Source organism: Streptomyces sp. B1866 (genome assembly GCF_031932565.1).
Classification (GTDB): Bacteria; Actinomycetota; Actinomycetes; order Streptomycetales; family Streptomycetaceae; genus Streptomyces.
The window spans coordinates 1-18,360 of sequence record NZ_JAVSCF010000056.1 but is presented as its reverse complement, the minus strand read 5'-3'; the positions used below and the strand labels follow the sequence as shown (position 1 = coordinate 18,360).

Sequence of the window (18,360 nt, the reverse complement as noted above, 5' to 3'; positions counted from 1 at the left end):
GAGGTCGGCGACGAGCGTCAACCCCTGCGGCATGGGCAGACCGCTAAACTCCGGGCATGTCCGACGAGATCGTTCCCTGGCGGCCGATCGAGCCGCTTCCGGATCTCAACGGCGAAATCGTCGCCCGGCTGGCCGCGGTGGACGCGCTCCAGGAAGCGTGGAAGGAGACGCAGGCCACCGCCTCCCCCGCCGAGGTCAGGGCGTCGCTGGAACGCGGACTCCGCCGCCACGCCATCGAGACGGGCATCATCGAGCGTCTGTACGACATGAGCTGGGGGGTCACCGAAGCGCTGGTCGCGGAGGGGCTGACGACTGAGGTGGCCGCGACCGAGGGCGAGGTCACACAGGACACGCTCGCGATCATCAAGGACCAGTTCGACGCTCTCTCCTACCTGGTCGACTGGTCCAGGGAGAACCACGACCTGTCGATCCATTTCGTCCGGGAGCTGCACGCGCTGATCGTGCGCCACCAGCCCACCTACGAAGGGCGAGACCAGTTCGGGAGGACCGTCAGCGTCCGTCTGAAGCCCGGCGCCTGGAAGGAACTCGACAACACGATCACGCGATCGGACGGAGTGGTCCTCCAGTGCGCGCCGCCGCTGGTCGTGGAAGAGGAAATGCGACGCCTGGTCGATCTCTACCGGGAGACGGCCCAGGCGCATCCCCTCGTGCGTGCTGCCTGGCTTCACCACCGTTTTATTCAGATCCACCCGTTTTCAGACGGCAACGGCCGGGTGGCCAGAGCCCTCACCCTCCTGGCCCTCCAGCGCGCGCATTTCGCGCCCATCACGGTGGACCGGACCCAGCGGCGCACGTACATCGCGGCGCTCGACGAGGCCAACGCCGGTGACCTGCGCCCCCTGGTCCGGCTTTTCGCCAGCCTCGAAGAGAAGGCACTGCGCGCCGAGCTGCGAACGCCGCTCTCCCCGGTGTCCGACGCGGTCGGTGCGGTGGCGGTGGCCCGTGCCTACGCCTCCCGGCTCATGGCGCGGGAAGTCGAGGACCACGCCCTCAAGGCCCGGAACGCGGCACAGCTCGCGGCCGACCTGCACCGCCGACTGACGCGTTTCCTGACCGACCTGTCCACCGAGATGGAGGAGGCGTTCAGGCAGTTCGATCCCGAAGCCCTCGCGCGAGTGCAGAGCGCCGCTCCTCCGGCCCCCGAGGCGCGCTACTGGCATGGTCAGCTCGTGCACGCCGCCCGGCTGTCGGACTTCTACGCGAATCTCTCGGACGGCTCGTGGTGGGTCCGTATCCACCTGCGGGTACGGGGACAACTGCTGCGGTTCATCGCCGCGGTCCAGAAGGTCGGCCGGGGCGAGACGGGCGTGCTGGCCCTGACGGTCTACGCGGAGGTTCTGGACTCCTCGCCCAGCGAGTCCGAGCGTCCGGCGTTCTTGTTCCGGGTGTTCGAGCACCCGAACGTTCCCGAGAGCGTGACCTTCGTCCACACCGACGACGCGGAAACGCGGTGGCCGGAGGTCGAGCAGGTCGTCGACGACGCGCTCAGCTCAGCCATCAGCCGGTTCGCCGAGCACCTGGCGTAGGGGCCACGCGTGGAAGCCCCGCCGGGCGGGCGGGGCTTCGGGTGCGGTGGCGGGGTGGGTCAGGCCTGGCCGAGGGTGTCGTGCTTGACGGCGGTGACGAAGGTGTCCCAGGCGGGGACCTGGAAGACGAGGGCGGGGCCGTCAGGGTTCTTGCTGTCGCGGACGGGGACGAACCCGGGGATACCGAGGGCTGTTTCGATGCACTCGGTGATGAGGTCGCTTCCGCTGTGGCTGCTCTTGTGCCACTGGACGGAGCTGAGGTCGAGTCGAGGGTGGTGCATTTCGGTACTTACTCTCCATGACGGATCGGATCAGGTCGGCAGAGGCATCGGGTGGTAGCGCCATCGCCCGCACATGTTCCAGCATCAGCGCATACCGTGCCACTTCCTTTGGGTCTTCGACCAAAATCCCTCTGTTGGAACCCTCGAGGTACGCCAGGTCCGGGCGGTGGGAGAAGGACATGACGGTGAGTGATCCTCCCAGAGCGGGAGGTGTGGGGGAGTCGAACGGAATCACCTGGATGCCGACGTTGTCGTTTTCCTTCTGGACTGTCAGCAGATGGCTCAACTGGTCGTACATCGTGGCGGTACTGCCCACCCGGCGATGCAGTACGGCCTCGTCGAGTACGGTCCACATTGTAGGGGGTTCGGGTCGGGCCAGGATTTTCTTCCGAGCCATTCGTTCGGACAGGGCACGTTCGATTTGTTCCCCGAGGTTGGGGCGTGCTCCCTCGAACAAGGCGCGTGCGTAGGCCTCTGTTTGCAGCAAGCCCGGGACGGTCTGTGGCAGGTACTTGACCATTTTTGCGGCCTTGGCCTCGTACTTGATGAACCACAGGTACCAGTTCTCGAAGAGGGAACGCCTGGCGTGTCCCCACAGGTCCGTCAAGTCCCCGTCCGCCTTCAAGACGGAGTCCAGGGACTCGTTCACGTCTTTGGGTGGCACCTCGTTACCCAGTTCGAACTGGGCGATCCGGCTGTGGGTGACGTGGACCTTGTCCCCCAACTGCTGCTGCGTCCACCCGGCGAGGACGCGCAACTTGCGTACTTTCGCCCCGTACAGCGCCGCCAGCGACGCGGACGGGTCCAGCTCCTTGGGCGCGGGCATGGCTCCTCCCCTTTTTGGTTCTCGCTCCCCGCAAACCGCTGACCTACCGGTCGCAGCGACAGCCGGAGTAAAACTGGTCCGGCAGTGATGGCTGCTCTCCCCCAGAGCGAACAGACTTACGTGAGGTACCCGTTGGCGAACACCCCCTCAACGACCGAGGCGTTCCAGGCCGTTGTCGCTAGGATGACACAGGAACTCCGCGAAGTGGCCCCAGGTGGATATGAAATCACCATCCGATCGCGCGCTTTGACCCACCAGGAATCGCACAGCCTTGCTGGTGGCGAACGTGTGCCCGAATGCCGCCCGCAGCGGCTCATGATGAACCTCGTGGAGGAGCCGGCGGACGCGGAAGCGGCCCTCACCGAGCTGGAGAACGTCCTGGCGTATTTCGGGATCGGGCTGCCCGAGGCGCGGGTCGTACGGCCGTGCGAGCGCTGCACGGAATCGCGCCCGTGTTCGTATATTGCGCTGGGCAGTATCCAGGTGGAAGAGGCACGGGAATGGGTGGCGGCGATTCGCGAGGCGCTCCGGAGGGACTTGCCGGAGATCCGTCACGCGACGGCGGGCGGCTCTGACCCGGCCACCACGGCGGCCCCGGCCGCCACCTGACGACGGCCCTCCCGTCCGGTCTGCGGCCGGTCGCCGACCGCCCGGCCCGTGCGCTCGCCCCCGTGGCGCACGGGCCGGGCCCGTCCGTCCCCGGTCCTATAACCAGGGCGAGTTGGCGCCCGGCGCAAGATGCGGAATCGTGAGCGCTCACGGGGGTAGATGACACCAAGGCCGACAAATCCCGGGGCGGACCATGAAAAGGCTGGTTGCGAGACTCTGGCGGGCGATCAACGGCCGGATGCAGTGGCGCGTTCTGTGGCTGGCGAACGCCACGTTCATGGTCGGCGTCACCGGAATCGTGCGGGACGACGAGGGACGGGTGCTGCTGCTGAAGCACCGGCTCTGGCCCGAGGGGCGCCAGTGGGGGCTGCCCACCGGCTATGCCAACGCGGGCGAGAAGTTCGAGGACACCGTCGTGCGCGAGGTGGCGGAGGAGACCGGGCTGAAGGTCACTGTGGCCGAAGGGCGTCCGGCGCACCTGAAGAGCGGCTACCGGCTCCGCGTCGAAGTGGCCTATGAAGCGTTCTTCGTCGGTGGTGAACTCCGGTTGGACGCCTTCGAGATCGAGGAGGCCGGGTGGTTCCGACCGGACCGGCTCCCGCGAGACCTCCAGGAGTCCCACCGACGGCTGATCCTGCGCGAACCTGTGGACTGACCCCGGGGAGATCCCTCGCCGGGCCGTCGCTGCCCGACCTCACTGCCATTCGCGTGCGACCGTCCCACCTATGGGTGCTACTTTCCAATGCCGAAGGTGGCAAGATGGGTAGTATCAGCGTAGACTATGGGTATGAAGATCAGTGTCAGTCTGCCCGAGGCGGATGTCGCCTTCCTCGACGAGTATGGAGCCGAGACCTCTGCCGATTCGCGCTCCGCCGTGATACATGCCGCGATCGAGCTGCTCCGCGCCGCCCGACTGGAGGACGACTACCAGCAGGCGTGGCAGGAGTGGGGACAGGACGAGTCCACGGCCGCGTGGGACGGCGCCATGGGAGACGGCCTCGCCGATGCGTCGCGGTGATATCTACCTGATCGACTTCGACCCCGTGCGCGGCAGCGAGGCGAGCAAGGCCCGGCCCGCCGCCATCGTCTCGAACGACTCCGCGAACCGGTCCGCCGCCAGATACGGTCGTGGCGTGTTGACGGTCGTACCCATCACCTCGAACACGGACCGGGTCTTCCCCTTCCAGGTCCTGCTCGACGCCGTCTCCTGCGGACTGGACCGCGACTCGAAAGCGCAGGCCGAGCAAGTCCGGGCGGTGGCAGTCGAACGCCTGCTGCACCGGATCGGTGCGATTCCCCCGGAACGGATGGCTCTGCTCGACGCGGCTCTGCGCCTGCACCTCGCCTTGTAGTCGGCCGTGCAGGCCCGCCCGGCGGCCCCCGGGCTACCCGGCGGCGGCTTCACACAGCCGTCGCACGGATGTCAGACCCGGGTGGCAGGCTGAGTCACATGAACCTCGCACCCCTCGCCTACCGCCTCCGCGCCCGTACGCACCGAGCCGTGGCCGGTTCGAGCCGTCGGCCGCGGTGGCCTGTCAGGGCCGTGGTTTCGGTCGCCGCCGCCGGGCTGGTGGCCGCCTCCGGCCTGGTGTCCACCGGCGCGACGACGGCCGCCGCCGCGACGCTGCCCGGCTGCCAGACCACCGCGCCGGGGCAGAAGACCCTGGACGGCGTGCGCACGGCCTCGCGCGACGTCCCGGCCGCTCCGTTCGGGCTCGCCTACGCGCCGAGCGGCCCCACGGCGTTCGTGACGCTGAAGGGCGACCTGGGAGTGCTCGCCACGGACTCGTTCCCGCCTCGCCTGGTCCGGCGGATACCGCTGCCCGTGGCGAGCCTGGGCGGCAGCGGGGCGACCGGGCTCGCGCTGACGCATGACGGGCGTTACCTGCTCGCCGCCACGGGCAGCGGCGCGATCGTGGTCGACGCGGCGAAGGCGGCGGCCGGGACGGCGGGCGCGGTCCTCGGCACGCTGACCGGCACGGCCGGGACCAGCGCGATCCAGGTGGCGCTGTCGCCCGACGACCGGTACGCATTCGTCACCCAGGAGTACGGCAACAGCCAGACCGGCGACCGCGGCGGCATCGAGGTCTTCGACCTGAGCAAGGCGGTCACCAGCGGGTTCCCCGCCAGCGCGTACGTCGGCAGCCTCACTCTCGGCAAGGCGGTCGTCGGCGTCGCGGTGTCCCCCGACGGGCGGCGGGTGTACGCGACCAGCCAGCTCGCCCCGGACGGCTCGGGCCCGGGCCTGCTCAGCGTCGCCGATCTCGCCACGCTGGAGACCGCCCCCGGCAGGGCCCTGCTGGGCAGCGTGCCCGCCGGGTGCAATCCGGTGCGGGTCGCCGCCGCGCCCGACGGCGCGACGGTGTGGGTCACCGCGCGGCAGAGCAACGCCCTGCTCGCCTTCGACGCCGCACGCCTGACCGCCGACCCCGGCAACGCCCTGCTCACCTCGGTGCAGGTCGGCACCGCCCCGGTCGGCCTGGCCTTCACCGGCGGCGGCTCCCGTATCGTCACCGCCGACTCCAACCGGTTCGCCGCCGAGGGCGCCGTCACGGGGCTGACCGTCGTGGACACCCAGGCCGCCCTCCAGGGCGCGAAGGCGGGCCTGGGCCGAATACCCACCGGGGCCTTCCCCCGCGAGCTGGCCCTCAGCCCGGACGGGCGCACCCTCCTCGTCTCCGACTTCGGCTCCCGGCAGGTGCGGGCGGTGGACGTCACCACCCTGCCTTGAGGCTGTCTCGTTGCAGCCCTGTGACGGGACCGGCGGGGCGCGCGCGGACGGTGGCACCCTTGGTGCCATGAGCAAGCGTCTGCGCGTCCGCGCCCCCGAGCTGCGCGGACGGGCCTGGATCAACACCGGCGGCAAGCACCTGACCCTCGCGGACCTGCGCGGGCGCATCGCGGTGCTGGATTTTTGGACGTTCTGCTGCGTCAACTGTCTGCACGTCCTGGACGAGTTGCGGGAGCTGGAGGAGAAGCACCGGGACACCGTGGTGATCGTCGGCGTGCACTCGCCGAAGTTCGTGCACGAGGCCGATCCGGAGGCGGTCGCCGACGCCGTGGAGCGGTACGAGGTCGCCCACCCGGTGCTGGACGACCCGGAGCTGGCCACCTGGAAGCAGTACGCGGTACGGGCCTGGCCCACGCTCGTCGTGATCGACCCCGAGGGGTACGTGGTGGCGCAGCACGCGGGCGAGGGGCACGCGCACGCCGTCGAGGCGCTGGTCGCCGAACTGGAGGCCGAGCACGCGGCCAAGGGCACGCTGCGGCGCGGCGACGGCCCGTACGTACCGCCGGAGCCGGTGGCCGGAGACCTGCGGTTCCCGGGCAAGGCGGTGCGGCTGCCGGGCGGCACCTTCCTGGTGTCGGACACCACGCGGCACGCGTTGGTGGAGCTGGCCGCCGACGGTGAGACGGTGCTGCGCCGGATCGGTCGGGGGAGCAGGGGGCTGGCGGACGGCGGGCCGGACCGGGCCCGGTTCTCCGAGCCGCAGGGGCTGGCGCTGCTGCCGGACGGCACGGTGGCCGTCGCCGACACCGTCAACCACGCGCTGCGCCGCTACGATCCGGCCACCGGCGAGGTCACCACGCTGGCGGGCACCGGGCGGCAGTGGTGGCAGGGCGAGCCCACGGCGGGGCCCGCGCGCGAGGTCAGCCTGTCCTCGCCGTGGGACGTGGCCTGGTTCGCGGACCGGCTGTGGATCGCCATGGCGGGCGTGCACCAGCTGTGGACGTACGACCCGCAGTCCGACACCGTACGGGCGGCGGCCGGGACGACCAACGAGGGCCTGGTCGACGGGCCCGCCGCCGAGGCGTGGTTCGCCCAGCCCTCCGGCCTGGCGGCCACGCCCGACCGGCTGTGGGTGGCCGATTCGGAGACCTCGGCCCTGCGGTGGGTGGAGCGCGACGGCGACGGGTTCGCGGTCGTCACGGCCGTGGGCACCGGCCTGTTCGACTTCGGCCACCGCGACGGGCCCGCCGCCCGGGCCCTGCTCCAGCACCCGCTCGGCGTGACCGCGCTGCCCGACGGCTCGGTGGCCGTCGCCGACACGTACAACCACGCGCTGCGCCGCTACGATCCGGCCACCGGCGAGGTGACCACCCTGGCCACGGACCTGCGCGAGCCGTCCGGCGCGGTGCTCGCCGACGGCGACCTGGTGGTGGTGGAGTCCGCCCGGCACCGGCTGACCCGGCTGCGGCTGCCGGAAGAGGCCGTACGGGTCGAGCCGGCCGCCCACCGCACCCGGCGAGCCGCCACCGAGGTCGCCCCCGGAGCGCTGCGCCTGGAGGTGGTCTTCCAGCCGCCGACGGGCCAGAAGCTCGACACCCGCCACGGCCCGGCCACCCGCCTCCAGGTCGGCTCCACGCCGCCGGGCCTGCTGGCCTCCGGCGCGGGCACGGGCCCGGAGCTGCACCGCGAGCTGGTCCTGGCCGAGGGCGTCACGGAGGGCGTGCTGCACGTCTCGGCGATGGCCGCATCCTGCGACGCCGACCCGGAGAACCCGTACCCGGCCTGCCACATGCACCAGCAGGACTGGGGGGTGCCGGTGCGGGTCACGCCCGGCGGCGCGGACCGGCTGCCGCTGGTGCTGGCCGGCTTGGACGCGGTGGGTTGAACCTCGGGCGTACGGGATTCGTCAAGCGCCGGTGGCTGCTGATGCTCATGAGGCGTGGGCCCCGAATCGTCAGGGCTCTCGGCATATGCCTCTCCGATATGTCGGGCAGCCAGAGATTACAGGGGGAATATTATCTTCGCTTGACTGTCGTGATGGTCTTTCAGTTCGTTGGATGGGTAGGGCACACTGTTCCTTGCCAGAGCGGTATGGTCTTTTCTCGTGGGGGGAATCATGGCTGCTGCCGGCAATGGACCTTCGCCGTCACCCGGCGTCCCCGGCCCGCCGAACCGCCTGCGGCGCTCGTGGCTGTGGCTCGGCCGTCAGCATCCCGGGACCATCTGGGGAGCACTCATCGTGGCCGTGGTCGGCGGGCTCATCCCGGTGTTCGTGGGAGGTGGCGGCGACGACGCCCAGAGCGCCAGTGCCGCGGATCCCGGGTCCAGGGAGTGCCGCGGGGCGAGCTGTGAGGGGAAGAGCCCGGAGGGCTACGGCTGCGGCGGCGACGGCAAAGTGATCCGTGAGAAGGCCGAACCGGTGCGGCTCCAGATCAAGTACAGCGCTGCCTGCAAGGCGGCCTGGGCCAAGATCACCGAGGCGGATGTCGGTGACATGGTCACCGTCTCGCGCGGTGCGGGCAAAACGCGGAGAGGGGTGATCCACAACGACCACGACCAGTTCACCCCGATGGTCGCTGCCGAGGGCGAATTCGCCCTGAAGGCATGTGCACAGGCGAACGATGCGAAGGGGGAGCCTGCGTGGGAGCAGTTCTGCATCACCGCGTCCGCCGACGACATCCGCTGACCTCTGTTGTCCCGCGCTTGTCGAGGCGGTGCCGTTCGGTGCGGCGCTGTGCCGCCGCCGTCCTCGCCGTCGTCCCGGGCGCCGCCGAGCGGCTGGACGAGCCCGGTGGGCCCGCCCCCCGCTGACGAGTGCTGGAGGTCCCTCACACCTCAGTCGTAGGAGGTCCCTCGGACGTCAGTCGTAGTAGCTGTGGTGGTGGCGGTGGTGCAGGTGGTCCTCGTCCACCACCGGGGTCACGGGCGTCGACGCCCCGAAGGGCCGCCGCTTCAGTACGCTGATGTACGCGGACATGCCGATGATGCCGACGCACATCAGAATCAGGCCGATGATGTGGACGTTGAAACCGTCTCCGTTCCACGGTGTCGCGAGGGTGAGGATCGCGCCCACCGCGAGCATGGCGATGCAGCCTCCCAAGCCCATGTCTGCCTCCCGTATCGATTGGCCGTTCGGGCTGGTCCTCTCTTCGCGTACCCGGCCCACTAACAGCCAATCAGGGCAATTCGCCGACGGGCGGCCGCTCACCCCTCCAGAAACGCCGTCAGCGCCCGGTACAGCAGGTACGGGTCCCGCGCGCCGCACAGTTCGCGCGCCGAGTGCATGGACAGGATCGCCACGCCCACGTCGACGGTCGCGATGCCGTGCCGGGCCGCGGTGATCGGGCCGATAGTGGTGCCGCAGGGGACGGCGTTGTTGGAGACGAAGGTCTGCCAGGGCACGTCCGCCCGCTCGCACGCCGCCGCGAACACGGCCCGTCCGTCGCCGTCCGTCGCGTACCGCTGGTTGACGTTGACCTTCAGCAGCGGGCCGCCGTTCGGCAGCGGGTGGTGGCCCGGCTCGTGGCGCTCGGCGTAGTTGGGGTGCACGGCGTGGCCGGTGTCGGAGGACAGGCAGACGCTGGCCGCGAAGGCGCGCGCCCGGTCGTCGTACGAGCCGCCGCGCGCGAAGACCGACCGCTCCAGCACGCCGCCGAGCAGCGGGCCCTCGGCGCCGGTGTCGGACTGGCTGCCGTTCTCCTCGTGGTCGAAGGCGGCCAGTACGGGGATGGCGGGCAGGCGGTGGTGGGCGGCGGCGGAGGTGAGCGCGGCCGTACCGGCGTGGACGGACAGCAGGTTGTCCATCCGGGGCCCGGCCAGCAGCTCCCGGTCGCGGCCCAGGAAGGCGGGCGGCTCGATCGCGTGCGCCATCAGGTCCCAGCCGAGCACGTCCTCGGCCGCCACCCCGGCCTCCTCGGCGACGAAGCGGACCAGGCCGCCGCGCTCCACGTCCCCCAGGCCCCAGATCGGCGTCATGTGCCGCTGCCGGTCGAGCTTCAGGCCCTCGGTGTTCACCGCCCGGTCCAGGTGCACGGCCAGTTGGGGTACGCGCAGCAGCGGCCGGTCGGCGAGCACCAGGCGGCGGGTGCCGTCGCGCAGGGTGATCCGGCCGGACAGGCCCAGGTCCCGGTCGAGCCAGGTGTTCAGCAGCGTGCCGCCGTAGATCTCGACCGCGACCTGCCGCCAGCCGTACGCCCCGGTGTCCGGGTGCGGCTTGACGCGCAGGTTGGGGGAGTCGGTGTGGGCGCCGACGATCCGGAAGGGGGTGGCCGGGGTCGCGCCCTCCGGCACGTACCAGGCGATGAGCGCGCCGCCGCGCAGCACGTACCGGCCGCCGGTGCCGCCGTCCCACGCGTCGGTCTCGCGGACCTGGCGGAACCCGGCCTTCTCCAGCTTCGCGGCCGCGTTCGCCACCGCGTGGTACGGGGACGGGCTGGCGGCCAGGTAGGCCATCAGGTCGTCGGTGTGGCCGCCGGCGGGGCTTTCGGGGCTGCCGGGGCCGGCGGGGCTGTGCGCTGAGGTCATGCCCCCACAATAGGGAGCCGGTGCCGGACCGCCCGCCGGAGCGGGTCGGCCGTTCGGGCCGGGTTCGCCGGACGGCGCCGGGTCTGCTGTCCGGGTCCGATGTCCGGGTCGGCGCCGGTGCACCTCGGCCGGCCGTCCGGTGCGCTGCGCGCGTACCGGACGGCCGGGCCGTTCCCGAGGCGACCGCCCTGAAGGCGGTGAGACGCAGGTCTCAGAACGCGGCCTCGTCCAGGTCCATCACCGACTTGTCGGTGTTCTCCGCCACCTGGCGCCGCATCGCGACCCCCGGCAGCACCTCGCGCGCGAAGAACTTCGCGACCGCGACCTTGCCCTCGTAGAACGCCTTGTCCCGCGGGGAGACGCCCTCCGCCAGCTTCTGGGCGGCGACGGCCGCGCCGCGCAGCAGCAGGTAGCCGATCACCACGTCGCCGGAGGCCAGCAGCAGGCCGGTGGTGTTGAGGCCGACCTTGTAGATGGACGTGACGTCCTTCTCGGTGGCGGTCAGGTCGGTCAGCAGGACGCCGACGATGCCCTCCAGCTCGGCGGCGGCCTTGGCCAGCTCGTCGCGGGCGGCGGCCAGCTCCTCCCCGCCCGCCGCGTCGGCCAGGAACGTCTTGATCTCCTCCGAGACCGCCGTCAGCGCCTTGCCCTGGTCGCGGACGATCTTGCGGAAGAAGAAGTCCTGGCCCTGGATGGCGGTGGTGCCCTCGTACAGGGTGTCGATCTTGGCGTCCCGGATGTACTGCTCGATCGGGTACTCCTGGAGGAAGCCGGAGCCGCCGAGCGTCTGGAGGGACTGGGCGAGCTGCTCGTACGCCTTCTCCGAGCCGTAGCCCTTGACGATCGGCAGCAGCAGGTCGTTGATCCGGTGCTCGGCGGAGGTGTCCTCGCCCGCCGTCTCCTTGATCTCGATCGCGTCCTGGACGGTCGCGGTGTAGAGCACCAGGGCGCGCAGGCCCTCGGCGTACGCCTTCTGAGTGAGCAGCGAGCGGCGCACGTCCGGGTGGTGGGTGATGGTGACGCGCGGGGCGGACTTGTCGGTGAAGGCGGCCAGGTCCGGGCCCTGGACGCGCTCCTTGGCGTACTCCAGCGCGTTGAGGTAGCCGGTGGACAGGGTGGCCATGGCCTTCGTGCCGACCATCATCCGCGCGAACTCGATGATCTTGAACATCTGGCGGATGCCCTCGTGCTTCTCGCCGAGCAGCCAGCCCTTGGCGGGGCGGCTCTCGCCGAAGGTCACCTCGCAGGTGTTGGAGACCTTCAGGCCCATCTTGTGCTCGACGTTCGTCACGTAGGCGCCGTTGCGCTCGCCCAGCTCGCCGGAGTCCCAGTCGAAGTCGTACTTCGGCACGATGAACAGCGACAGGCCCTTGGTGCCCGGGCCGTGGCCCTCGGGGCGGGCCAGCACGAAGTGGATGATGTTCTCGGTGAGGTCGTGCTCGGCGGAGGTGATGAACCGCTTGACGCCCTCGATGTGCCAGGAGCCGTCCGCCTGCTGGATGGCCTTGGTGCGGCCGGCGCCCACGTCGGAGCCGGCGTCGGGCTCGGTGAGGACCATGGTGGAGCCCCAGCCGAGGTCCGTCATGCGCTGGGCGATCTTGCGCTGCTCCTCGGTGCCCTCGTCCCAGAGCACGCCGGCGAAGGACGGACCGGAGTTGTACATCCAGATCGGCGCGTTGGAGCCGAGGATCTGCTCGCCGCAGGCCCACAGCAGCGAGCGCGGGCAGGTGGTGCCGCCCAGCTCGGCGGGGATGCCCAGGCGCCACCACTCGGCGTCGACGTACGCCTGGTAGCTCTTCTTGAAGGACTCCGGGAGGGGCGCGGTGTTGGTCGCCGGGTCGAAGACGGGAGGGTTGCGGTCGGAGTCCGCGTAGGACGCGGCCAGCTCGTTGGCCGCCAGGCGGGAGATCTCGGACAGGATGCTCTTGGCGGTCTCGACGTCCGTGTCCGCGTACACCCCGGTGCCGTACACCTCACCGCGCCCGAGCACCTCGAAGAGGTTGAACTCGATGTCGCGGACATTCGACTTGTAGTGGCCCATGTGACGGCTCCGTAGAGGCTCGGGAGGGTCGTCCCCTCTCGTATCGAACAACCGGCTACGACCATCATGCTACCCGTCGGTAATAAAGGGCAACCCTCTGGTCGAGGCCTGTGATTCAGTAGGCTTCGGTTCATGTACGGCTACGACCAGAGCGCGAGCGCGGGGGCGGGGTACGCTCCGCCGCCGCCCCCGCAGCAGCCGCACCCCTCCCACCAGCCGAGTTTCCCGCACCAGCCAGGTCCGGGCGGCTACGGCGAGCAGCCCCTCTACCCCGAGCCGTCGCCGCCGTCGCTCGCGGACGCGGTGCGCGCCTTCACCACCGGCGCCATGTCGGCGGAGGACTTCCAGCAGATCTTCTCGACGTCCAAGGTCTACTGCCCGCGCGGCGACAACCCCGGGTTCCTGGCCCTGCACAGCACCCAGCAGCCGGTGATCCCGATGTTCACCACGCTGAAGGAGCTGCGGCGGTACGCGGGCAAGGAGTCGAAGTACTTCGTGATCACCGGCGCCGAGGTGATCGACCTGCTGCCGACGGGCTACGGCTTCGTGCTGGACATGGAGGGCGACCACCGGATGGTCTTCGACGCCAAGGCGGTGGAGCAGATGGTCGACTTCATGATGCGGCGGATGTACGGGTAGCCGGGCAGAGGCCCGCCGGCCTCTCGCGGCCCGGTCCCGTCGGGCCCAGGCTTCCGTCCGGCGCTCACCGCCTCCGCCCCCGGCTCTCTCGTGAGTCCCGCGTGCGGGTCTCGCGCGGGCGGGGGCCTTCGCGTGTCCGCGGGCCGGTTCCGGTACGTCCGATGGTCTACGCAGGCATAAGCGGAATGCGCATTCCGTGACGCACTTGGCGGGGAATGCCACCCACTGGCGCGTTGTTCATCGTTCAACTAGATTGCACGATGACCGACCGAGGAGGCCGTCATGCCCGCCGTGACCGTGGACAACCCCCTGACCCTGCCGCGCGTCGCCGCGCCCGCCGAGGCCCGGCAGCGGCCGGTCCTCGCCGTCAGCACCGCCCCCAGCGGCCTGGAGGGGGAGGGCTTCCCGGTCCGGCGCGCCTTCGCGGGCATCGACTACCGGCACCTGAGCCCGTTCATCATGATGGACCAGATGGGCGAGGTGGAGTACGCGGCCGGCGAGGCCCGCGGCACGCCGTGGCACCCGCACCGCGGCTTCGAGACCGTCACGTACCTCATCGACGGCACCTTCGTGCACCAGGACTCGCACGGCGGCGGCGGCGTCATCCACGGCGGCGACACCCAGTGGATGACCGCGGGCTCCGGCCTGCTGCACATCGAGGCGCCGCCGCCCGAGCTGGTCGCCCGCGGCGGCCTGTTCCACGGCCTCCAGCTGTGGGTCAACCTGCCGCGCGCCGACAAGATGATGGCCCCCCGCTACCAGGACATCGGCGGCGGCCGGATCCGCCTGCTCACCTCCGCCGACGGCGGCGCGCTGCTGCGGCTGATCGCGGGCGCGGTCGACGGCCACCAGGGCCCCGGCGTCACCCACACGCCGATCACCATGCTGCACGTCTCGGTCAGCCCCGGCGCCGAGGTCACCCTCCCGTGGCGCGCCGACTTCAACGGGCTGGCGTACGCGCTGGCGGGCAGCGGCACGGCGGGCGCCGAGCGGCGGCCGTTCCACACCGGCCAGACGGTGGTCTTCGGCGCGGGCGACGCGCTGACGGTACGGGCGGACGAGCGGCAGGAGTCGCGCCACGCGCACTTCGAGGTGGTGCTGCTGGGCGGGCAGCCGATCCGCGAGCCGATGGAGCACTACGGGCCGTTCGTGATGAACACGCGCGAGGAGCTGGCCCAGGCCCTGGAGGACTTCCGGGCCGGGCGGCTGGGCACGGTGCCGGCCCAGGAGGCGTGAGGGGCGCAGGGGGCTTTCCGTCCCTCCGCCCCGCCCGAGTCGGGCAGCCGACTCGGGCGGGGCGGCCCGGGAGGGGGAGTCAGGCCAAGGTCCGTAACGCCGCGGCCGATGCCACCATCCCCTCCCTTTCCAGCGAGGCGATCACGTCTGCCACCACCGCGTTCGGCGGGCGCTTCCAGGCGTCTGCGATCTGGGCAAGCCCCGCGTACACCAGCCGCGGCGACAGGTCCACCTGCGCTTCGATGAACGCGTCCGGATGGACGGCCTGCACATCCCACGGGGACAGCTTCTCCGCAGGGAAGTCCGCCAGGTTGAACGTGACGATGACCTGTGCCTTCGCGCGGATGGCGGCCGCCAGGACGTGGCGGTCGCCAGGGTCCGGCAGATCGAGTATGCCGATCAGCGGTTCGTAGCCCTTGACCAGCACGTCCCGGATCGAGCCGGCCATCAGCCCCGCGTCCGGTCCAGCTTTCGCGGATCCAGGTCGGGTCGGTTCTCCTTCAGGCTGCGGAAGATCTCGTCGAGGATCTGGTCCGTCCACTTCGCCTGCACAAGGCCCATCTGCGCGAGGCGGATGAGGACGTCGCGCAAGGTGCTCGGATACAGGACATTGGCGTCGTAGACGGCGACGAAAGCCACGGACTAAAGGCTGTCCCGTAATCCCTGGTGGATCAGCGAGCGGCGTCAGATGCGGTCAATCGCAAGGCGGCGGAGCGTCCGAATAGTGGTTCTATTCGGACGTTTCGCCAACGCCGCGAGTGGCCGTAGCTGGCGTCGGGAGCCCGCCAGGGATTGCGGGACAGCCTTTAGCTCATTCCCATCTCCTGGCCGAGCTGGGTGAGTTCATCGGCGGCCAGTCGGCGGCGGTGATCGTCCTTGCGCTGGTACTCCAGCAGGGACGACGCGGTGATTCTGCGGTGCGTGCCGACGGTCCGGTACTCGATCTCCCCGGCCTCCAGGAGCCCGATCAGATAGGGGCGGGACACGTTGAGCATGTCGGCGGCTTGCTGAGTGGTGAGCTCGGCGTCGGACGGGACGACGGACACGGCCCGGCCGGCGCCGAGGTGCGCGAGGAGCGACGCGAGGAGTTCCACAGCCTCGCGAGGAAGGGCCAGGGGTTCACGTCCGCCTCCGTCCTGAACGCTGACGTGGATCTGGGATGCGTCCTGGTGTTCTGCCAGGTAGGTCCGAACCCGGGCGAGGGCGTGGTTCGCGGTTTCCTGCTGGTCGTCCGGCAGCTTCACCGGACGGATGTCGACCTTGGTCATTTGCGCCCCCTGATTGCGGTGAGTGGGCGCCACTGCGAGTCCGTTGCCGTTGGTGCGGCGACAGACTGGGGTGAGGCTGTGGCGGGTCTGCGTGGTGCGGGTCAGCGCTGTCCATCCAGTATCCGCAATAATCGAAGCAAGCGCAAGAAGTGAATTGCAGTGCACGCGGACGCCCTCGGATGACGTTCCCCCCTGCGTGCATGCCGCGAAGCCGCGACGTGGCCTCTCCTGCACGGTGCCGACCAGCCCGACCGGCTGGATCTCCAGCCGGTCCACCGGACGGAAGCGTCGGGGCGGCTCCGGGCGGGCCGTACGCCGCGGCGTACGGGCCCCGCGTGCACGGACCCGCACGGATACGCTCCGGGCGGGCGGACCGGCGCGTCTCCGGCCGAGGGTGGCGACGGTAGTCTTGACCGTCGGCCGTGCGCGGCGACCAGCCCGACCAGCCCCCGACCAGACGACTTGGATGAACGATGCATCGGTACCGGTCCCACACCTGCGGCGAGCTCCGCGCCGCTGACGTCGACACCGACGTGCGGCTCTCCGGCTGGCTGCACAACCGGCGGAACCTGGGCGGCATCCTCTTCATCGACCTGCGCGACCACTACGGCCTGGTCCAGCTCGTCGTGCGCCCCGACGCCACCGCCGCGAACGACGCGCTCAGCTCGCTGCCCAAGGAGACCGTCGTCCGCGTCGACGGCCGCGTCATCGCGCGCGGCGCGGAGAACGTCAACCCCGACCTGCCCACCGGCGAGATCGAGGTGGAGGTCGCAGAGGTCGAGGTGCTGGGCGCGGCCGAGCCGCTGCCGTTCACCGTCTTCCCGGAGGACGGGGTGAACGAGGAGCGGCGCCTGGAGTACCGCTTCCTTGACCTGCGCCGCGAGCGCATGCACCGCAACATCATGCTGCGCTCCGCCGTCATCGCCACGCTGCGCCAGAAGATGACCGGGCTCGGCTTCACCGAGCTGGCCACCCCGATCCTGTCGGCCACCTCCCCGGAGGGCGCGCGCGACTTCCTGGTGCCCTCGCGGCTGCACGCGGGCCGGTTCTACGCGCTGCCGCAGGCCCCGCAGCAGTTCAAGCAGCTGCTGATGATCGCGGGCTTCGACCGCTACTTCCAGATCGCGCCCTGCTTCCGCGACGAGGACGCCCGCGCCGATCGCTCGCCGGGCGAGTTCTACCAGCTCGACGTGGAGATGAGCTTCGTCGAGCAGGAGGACGTCTTCCAGGTCATCGAGAAGGTGATGACCGACCTGTTCGAGGAGTTCGGCGGCGGACGGCACGTCACCTCGCCGTTCCCGCGCATCCCGTTCCGCGAGGCGCTGCTGAGGTACGGGTCGGACAAGCCGGACCTGCGCGCGCGCCTCGAACTGGTCGACGTCAGCCACGTCTTCGCCGACTCCGGCTTCAAGGCGTTCGCCGGGCGGCACGTGCGGGCCCTGCCGGTGCCCGACTGTGCCGGGCAGCCGCGCAAGTTCTTCGACCAGCTCGGCGAGTACGCCGTCGAACAGGGCGCCAAGGGCCTGGCCTGGGTGCGGATCGGCGAGGACGGCACGCTCACCGGGCCGATCGCGAAGTTCCTGACCCAGGAGGACACCGAGCGGCTGGTCGCCGAGGTCGGCGGCAAGCCCGGCACGGCGGTCTTCTTCGGCGCGGGCGAGTTCGACGAGGTGTCGCGGATCATGGGCGCGGTGCGGGTCGAGGCCGCGCGGCGCGCCGGGCACTTCGAAGACGGCGTGTTCCGGTTCTGCTGGATCGTGGACTTCCCGATGTTCGAGCGCAACGAGGACACCGGGCAGGTCGAGTTCTCCCACAACCCCTTCTCGATGCCGCAGGGCGGCCTGGACGCGCTGCTCACCCAGGACCCGCTGGACGTGCTGGCCTGGCAGTACGACATCGTCTGCAACGGCGTCGAGCTGTCCTCCGGCGCCATCCGGAACCACGAACCGGACGTGATGTACAAGGCGTTCGAGATCGCGGGGTACGGGCGCGAGGACGTCGAGCGGGAGTTCGGCGGCATGCTGCGCGCGTTCCGCTTCGGCGCGCCGCCGCACGGCGGCATCGCCCCGGGCGTCGACCGCATCGTGATGCTGCTGGCCGACGAGCCCAACATCCGCGAGACCATCGCCTTCCCGCTCAACGGCAACGCGCAGGATCTGCTGATGGGCGCGCCCAGCGAGGTGGACGAGGCGCGGCTGCGGGAGCTGCACCTGTCGGTGCGCCGGCCGCAGACCAAGGTCAGGCAGGCGGCGCCCGGCCGGTCGGCCGGGCAGGCGGAAGGGACGGACGGGGCCGAACGGATGGAAGGGGCCGAACGGACGGACTCGTCCGCGCCGTGACCAGGCCCACGGGGAATATCCTCCCGGACAGCAACCTCGCCGGTACCCTCCCGCGTTACACAGATGTGGAGAACAACGTGGAAGCAGGTGCGGTGCGGGCGGCGACGCCCTTAAGGCCGCTGGGTGCGCCGCCGGGAGCGCCGTCGGGCACGCCCCTGGCGGCTCCCGCCGCTCCCTCCGGCGGCTCCGGCCGCACCGACTCTCCGGCTCCGGCTGCGGCGCCTGAGCCGGACTCGGCGTCGGCGGGGGCCGCGCCGGGCGGGGCACCGGTCCCCAGACCCGGCCGCGGCCGCCACGCGCGGCGCGGGCCCGGCCGGGG

At 70.8% G+C, this 18,360-nt stretch carries 18 protein-coding genes and 1 pseudogene; 11 read left to right on the top strand and 8 right to left on the bottom strand.

Annotated elements, in window-relative coordinates; translation table 11 throughout:
• Window positions 1–56: 56 nt before the first annotated feature.
• Window positions 57–1,547 (top strand): Fic family protein, encoded by a 1,491-nt coding sequence (locus tag RKE29_RS10905; protein ID WP_312004953.1) that lies wholly within the window; start codon window positions 57–59, stop codon window positions 1,545–1,547.
• A gap of 59 nt (window positions 1,548–1,606) precedes the next feature.
• Here RKE29_RS10905 and RKE29_RS10900 read toward each other — a convergent pair whose 3' ends face one another.
• Together RKE29_RS10900 and RKE29_RS10895 are read right to left on the bottom strand one after the other, a co-directional pair.
• On the bottom strand, window positions 1,607–1,828 hold the full coding sequence (locus tag RKE29_RS10900; RefSeq protein ID WP_312004952.1) for a DUF397 domain-containing protein: 222 nt from the start codon (window positions 1,826–1,828) through the stop codon (window positions 1,607–1,609).
• A 37-nt stretch (window positions 1,829–1,865) separates the two neighbouring features.
• Window positions 1,866–2,654, bottom strand: a pseudogene (locus RKE29_RS10895) (Scr1 family TA system antitoxin-like transcriptional regulator); the annotation flags it as partial.
• 246 nt (window positions 2,655–2,900) lie between these two features.
• Between RKE29_RS10895 and RKE29_RS10890 the strand changes: the two are divergent.
• From RKE29_RS10890 to RKE29_RS10860, 7 genes are all read left to right on the top strand, one after another.
• A complete protein-coding gene (locus RKE29_RS10890; protein ID WP_312004951.1) occupies window positions 2,901–3,263 on the top strand; it encodes a hypothetical protein in 363 nt (120 codons plus the stop codon).
• Between the two features lie 193 nt (window positions 3,264–3,456).
• On the top strand, window positions 3,457–3,918 hold the full coding sequence (locus tag RKE29_RS10885; protein WP_312004950.1) for an NUDIX domain-containing protein: 462 nt from the start codon (window positions 3,457–3,459) through the stop codon (window positions 3,916–3,918).
• Window positions 3,919–4,050: 132 nt separating this feature from the next.
• Entirely contained in the window at window positions 4,051–4,281 is a 231-nt protein-coding gene (locus RKE29_RS10880; protein ID WP_312004949.1) for a ribbon-helix-helix domain-containing protein, read from the top strand.
• The gene (locus tag RKE29_RS10875) at window positions 4,268–4,615 is read left to right on the top strand and encodes a type II toxin-antitoxin system PemK/MazF family toxin (RefSeq protein WP_312004948.1); all 348 of its coding nucleotides are present in this window, start codon (window positions 4,268–4,270) and stop codon (window positions 4,613–4,615) included. The genes RKE29_RS10880 and RKE29_RS10875 overlap by 14 nt, the downstream gene beginning before the upstream one ends.
• Before the next feature lie 98 nt (window positions 4,616–4,713).
• Window positions 4,714–5,994 (top strand): YncE family protein, encoded by a 1,281-nt coding sequence (locus RKE29_RS10870; protein WP_312004947.1) that lies wholly within the window; start codon window positions 4,714–4,716, stop codon window positions 5,992–5,994.
• A gap of 67 nt (window positions 5,995–6,061) precedes the next feature.
• A complete protein-coding gene (locus tag RKE29_RS10865) occupies window positions 6,062–7,879 on the top strand; it encodes an NHL domain-containing thioredoxin family protein (RefSeq protein ID WP_312004946.1) in 1,818 nt (605 codons plus the stop codon).
• 354 nt (window positions 7,880–8,233) lie between these two features.
• Window positions 8,234–8,680, top strand: a complete 447-nt coding sequence (locus tag RKE29_RS10860; RefSeq protein ID WP_312004945.1) for a DUF2690 domain-containing protein — start codon at window positions 8,234–8,236, stop codon at window positions 8,678–8,680.
• A 174-nt stretch (window positions 8,681–8,854) separates the two neighbouring features.
• Here RKE29_RS10860 and RKE29_RS10855 read toward each other — a convergent pair whose 3' ends face one another.
• The 3 genes from RKE29_RS10855 to RKE29_RS10845 form a co-directional block, all read right to left on the bottom strand.
• Window positions 8,855–9,100, bottom strand: coding sequence for a hypothetical protein (locus tag RKE29_RS10855; protein ID WP_312004944.1), 246 nt, complete (start codon window positions 9,098–9,100; stop codon window positions 8,855–8,857).
• 98 nt (window positions 9,101–9,198) lie between these two features.
• Window positions 9,199–10,518: a M18 family aminopeptidase gene (locus RKE29_RS10850; RefSeq protein WP_312004943.1), complete on the bottom strand. Its 1,320-nt coding sequence runs from the start codon at window positions 10,516–10,518 to the stop codon at window positions 9,199–9,201.
• Window positions 10,519–10,729: 211 nt separating this feature from the next.
• Window positions 10,730–12,559, bottom strand: coding sequence for an acyl-CoA dehydrogenase (locus RKE29_RS10845; RefSeq protein ID WP_312004942.1), 1,830 nt, complete (start codon window positions 12,557–12,559; stop codon window positions 10,730–10,732).
• A 132-nt stretch (window positions 12,560–12,691) separates the two neighbouring features.
• Here RKE29_RS10845 and RKE29_RS10840 point away from each other — a divergent pair, with 132 nt between their 5' ends.
• Window positions 12,692–13,198 (top strand): SseB family protein, encoded by a 507-nt coding sequence (locus tag RKE29_RS10840; RefSeq protein WP_312004941.1) that lies wholly within the window; start codon window positions 12,692–12,694, stop codon window positions 13,196–13,198.
• A gap of 282 nt (window positions 13,199–13,480) precedes the next feature.
• Window positions 13,481–14,434, top strand: coding sequence for a pirin family protein (locus RKE29_RS10835; RefSeq protein WP_312004940.1), 954 nt, complete (start codon window positions 13,481–13,483; stop codon window positions 14,432–14,434).
• Window positions 14,435–14,513: 79 nt separating this feature from the next.
• On the opposite strand, the gene RKE29_RS10830 is transcribed toward RKE29_RS10835, so the two are convergent.
• From RKE29_RS10830 to RKE29_RS10820, 3 genes are all read right to left on the bottom strand, one after another.
• Window positions 14,514–14,882: a hypothetical protein gene (locus RKE29_RS10830; protein WP_312004939.1), complete on the bottom strand. Its 369-nt coding sequence runs from the start codon at window positions 14,880–14,882 to the stop codon at window positions 14,514–14,516.
• Complete coding sequence (locus tag RKE29_RS10825) at window positions 14,882–15,073, bottom strand: hypothetical protein (protein ID WP_312004938.1); 192 nt, start codon at window positions 15,071–15,073, stop codon at window positions 14,882–14,884. The genes RKE29_RS10830 and RKE29_RS10825 overlap by 1 nt, the downstream gene beginning before the upstream one ends.
• 167 nt (window positions 15,074–15,240) lie before the next feature.
• Window positions 15,241–15,978, bottom strand: a complete 738-nt coding sequence (locus tag RKE29_RS10820; RefSeq protein ID WP_312004937.1) for a helix-turn-helix domain-containing protein — start codon at window positions 15,976–15,978, stop codon at window positions 15,241–15,243.
• Between the two features lie 197 nt (window positions 15,979–16,175).
• Between RKE29_RS10820 and aspS the strand changes: the two genes are divergently transcribed.
• Entirely contained in the window at window positions 16,176–18,041 is a 1,866-nt protein-coding gene (aspS, locus tag RKE29_RS10815; protein ID WP_312004936.1) for an aspartate--tRNA ligase, read from the top strand.
• The last annotated feature ends 319 nt before the right edge of the window (window positions 18,042–18,360 follow it).

Bases quoted from the DNA above. Each gene is read 5' to 3' on its own strand.
- RKE29_RS10840 (WP_312004941.1), top strand. From the start codon at position 12,692: ATGTACGGCTACGACCAGAGCGCGAGCGCGGGGGCGGGGTACGCTCCG.
- RKE29_RS10900 (WP_312004952.1), bottom strand. From the start codon at position 1,828: ATGCACCACCCTCGACTCGACCTCAGCTCCGTCCAGTGGCACAAGAGC.
- RKE29_RS10905 (WP_312004953.1), top strand. From the start codon at position 57: ATGTCCGACGAGATCGTTCCCTGGCGGCCGATCGAGCCGCTTCCGGAT.
- RKE29_RS10880 (WP_312004949.1), top strand. From the start codon at position 4,051: ATGAAGATCAGTGTCAGTCTGCCCGAGGCGGATGTCGCCTTCCTCGAC.
- RKE29_RS10865 (WP_312004946.1), top strand. From the start codon at position 6,062: ATGAGCAAGCGTCTGCGCGTCCGCGCCCCCGAGCTGCGCGGACGGGCC.
- RKE29_RS10835 (WP_312004940.1), top strand. From the start codon at position 13,481: ATGCCCGCCGTGACCGTGGACAACCCCCTGACCCTGCCGCGCGTCGCC.
- aspS (WP_312004936.1), top strand. From the start codon at position 16,176: ATGCATCGGTACCGGTCCCACACCTGCGGCGAGCTCCGCGCCGCTGAC.
- RKE29_RS10870 (WP_312004947.1), top strand. From the start codon at position 4,714: ATGAACCTCGCACCCCTCGCCTACCGCCTCCGCGCCCGTACGCACCGA.
- RKE29_RS10885 (WP_312004950.1), top strand. From the start codon at position 3,457: ATGAAAAGGCTGGTTGCGAGACTCTGGCGGGCGATCAACGGCCGGATG.
- RKE29_RS10830 (WP_312004939.1), bottom strand. From the start codon at position 14,882: ATGGCCGGCTCGATCCGGGACGTGCTGGTCAAGGGCTACGAACCGCTG.
- RKE29_RS10875 (WP_312004948.1), top strand. From the start codon at position 4,268: ATGCGTCGCGGTGATATCTACCTGATCGACTTCGACCCCGTGCGCGGC.
- RKE29_RS10850 (WP_312004943.1), bottom strand. From the start codon at position 10,518: ATGACCTCAGCGCACAGCCCCGCCGGCCCCGGCAGCCCCGAAAGCCCC.
- RKE29_RS10845 (WP_312004942.1), bottom strand. From the start codon at position 12,559: ATGGGCCACTACAAGTCGAATGTCCGCGACATCGAGTTCAACCTCTTC.
- RKE29_RS10855 (WP_312004944.1), bottom strand. From the start codon at position 9,100: ATGGGCTTGGGAGGCTGCATCGCCATGCTCGCGGTGGGCGCGATCCTC.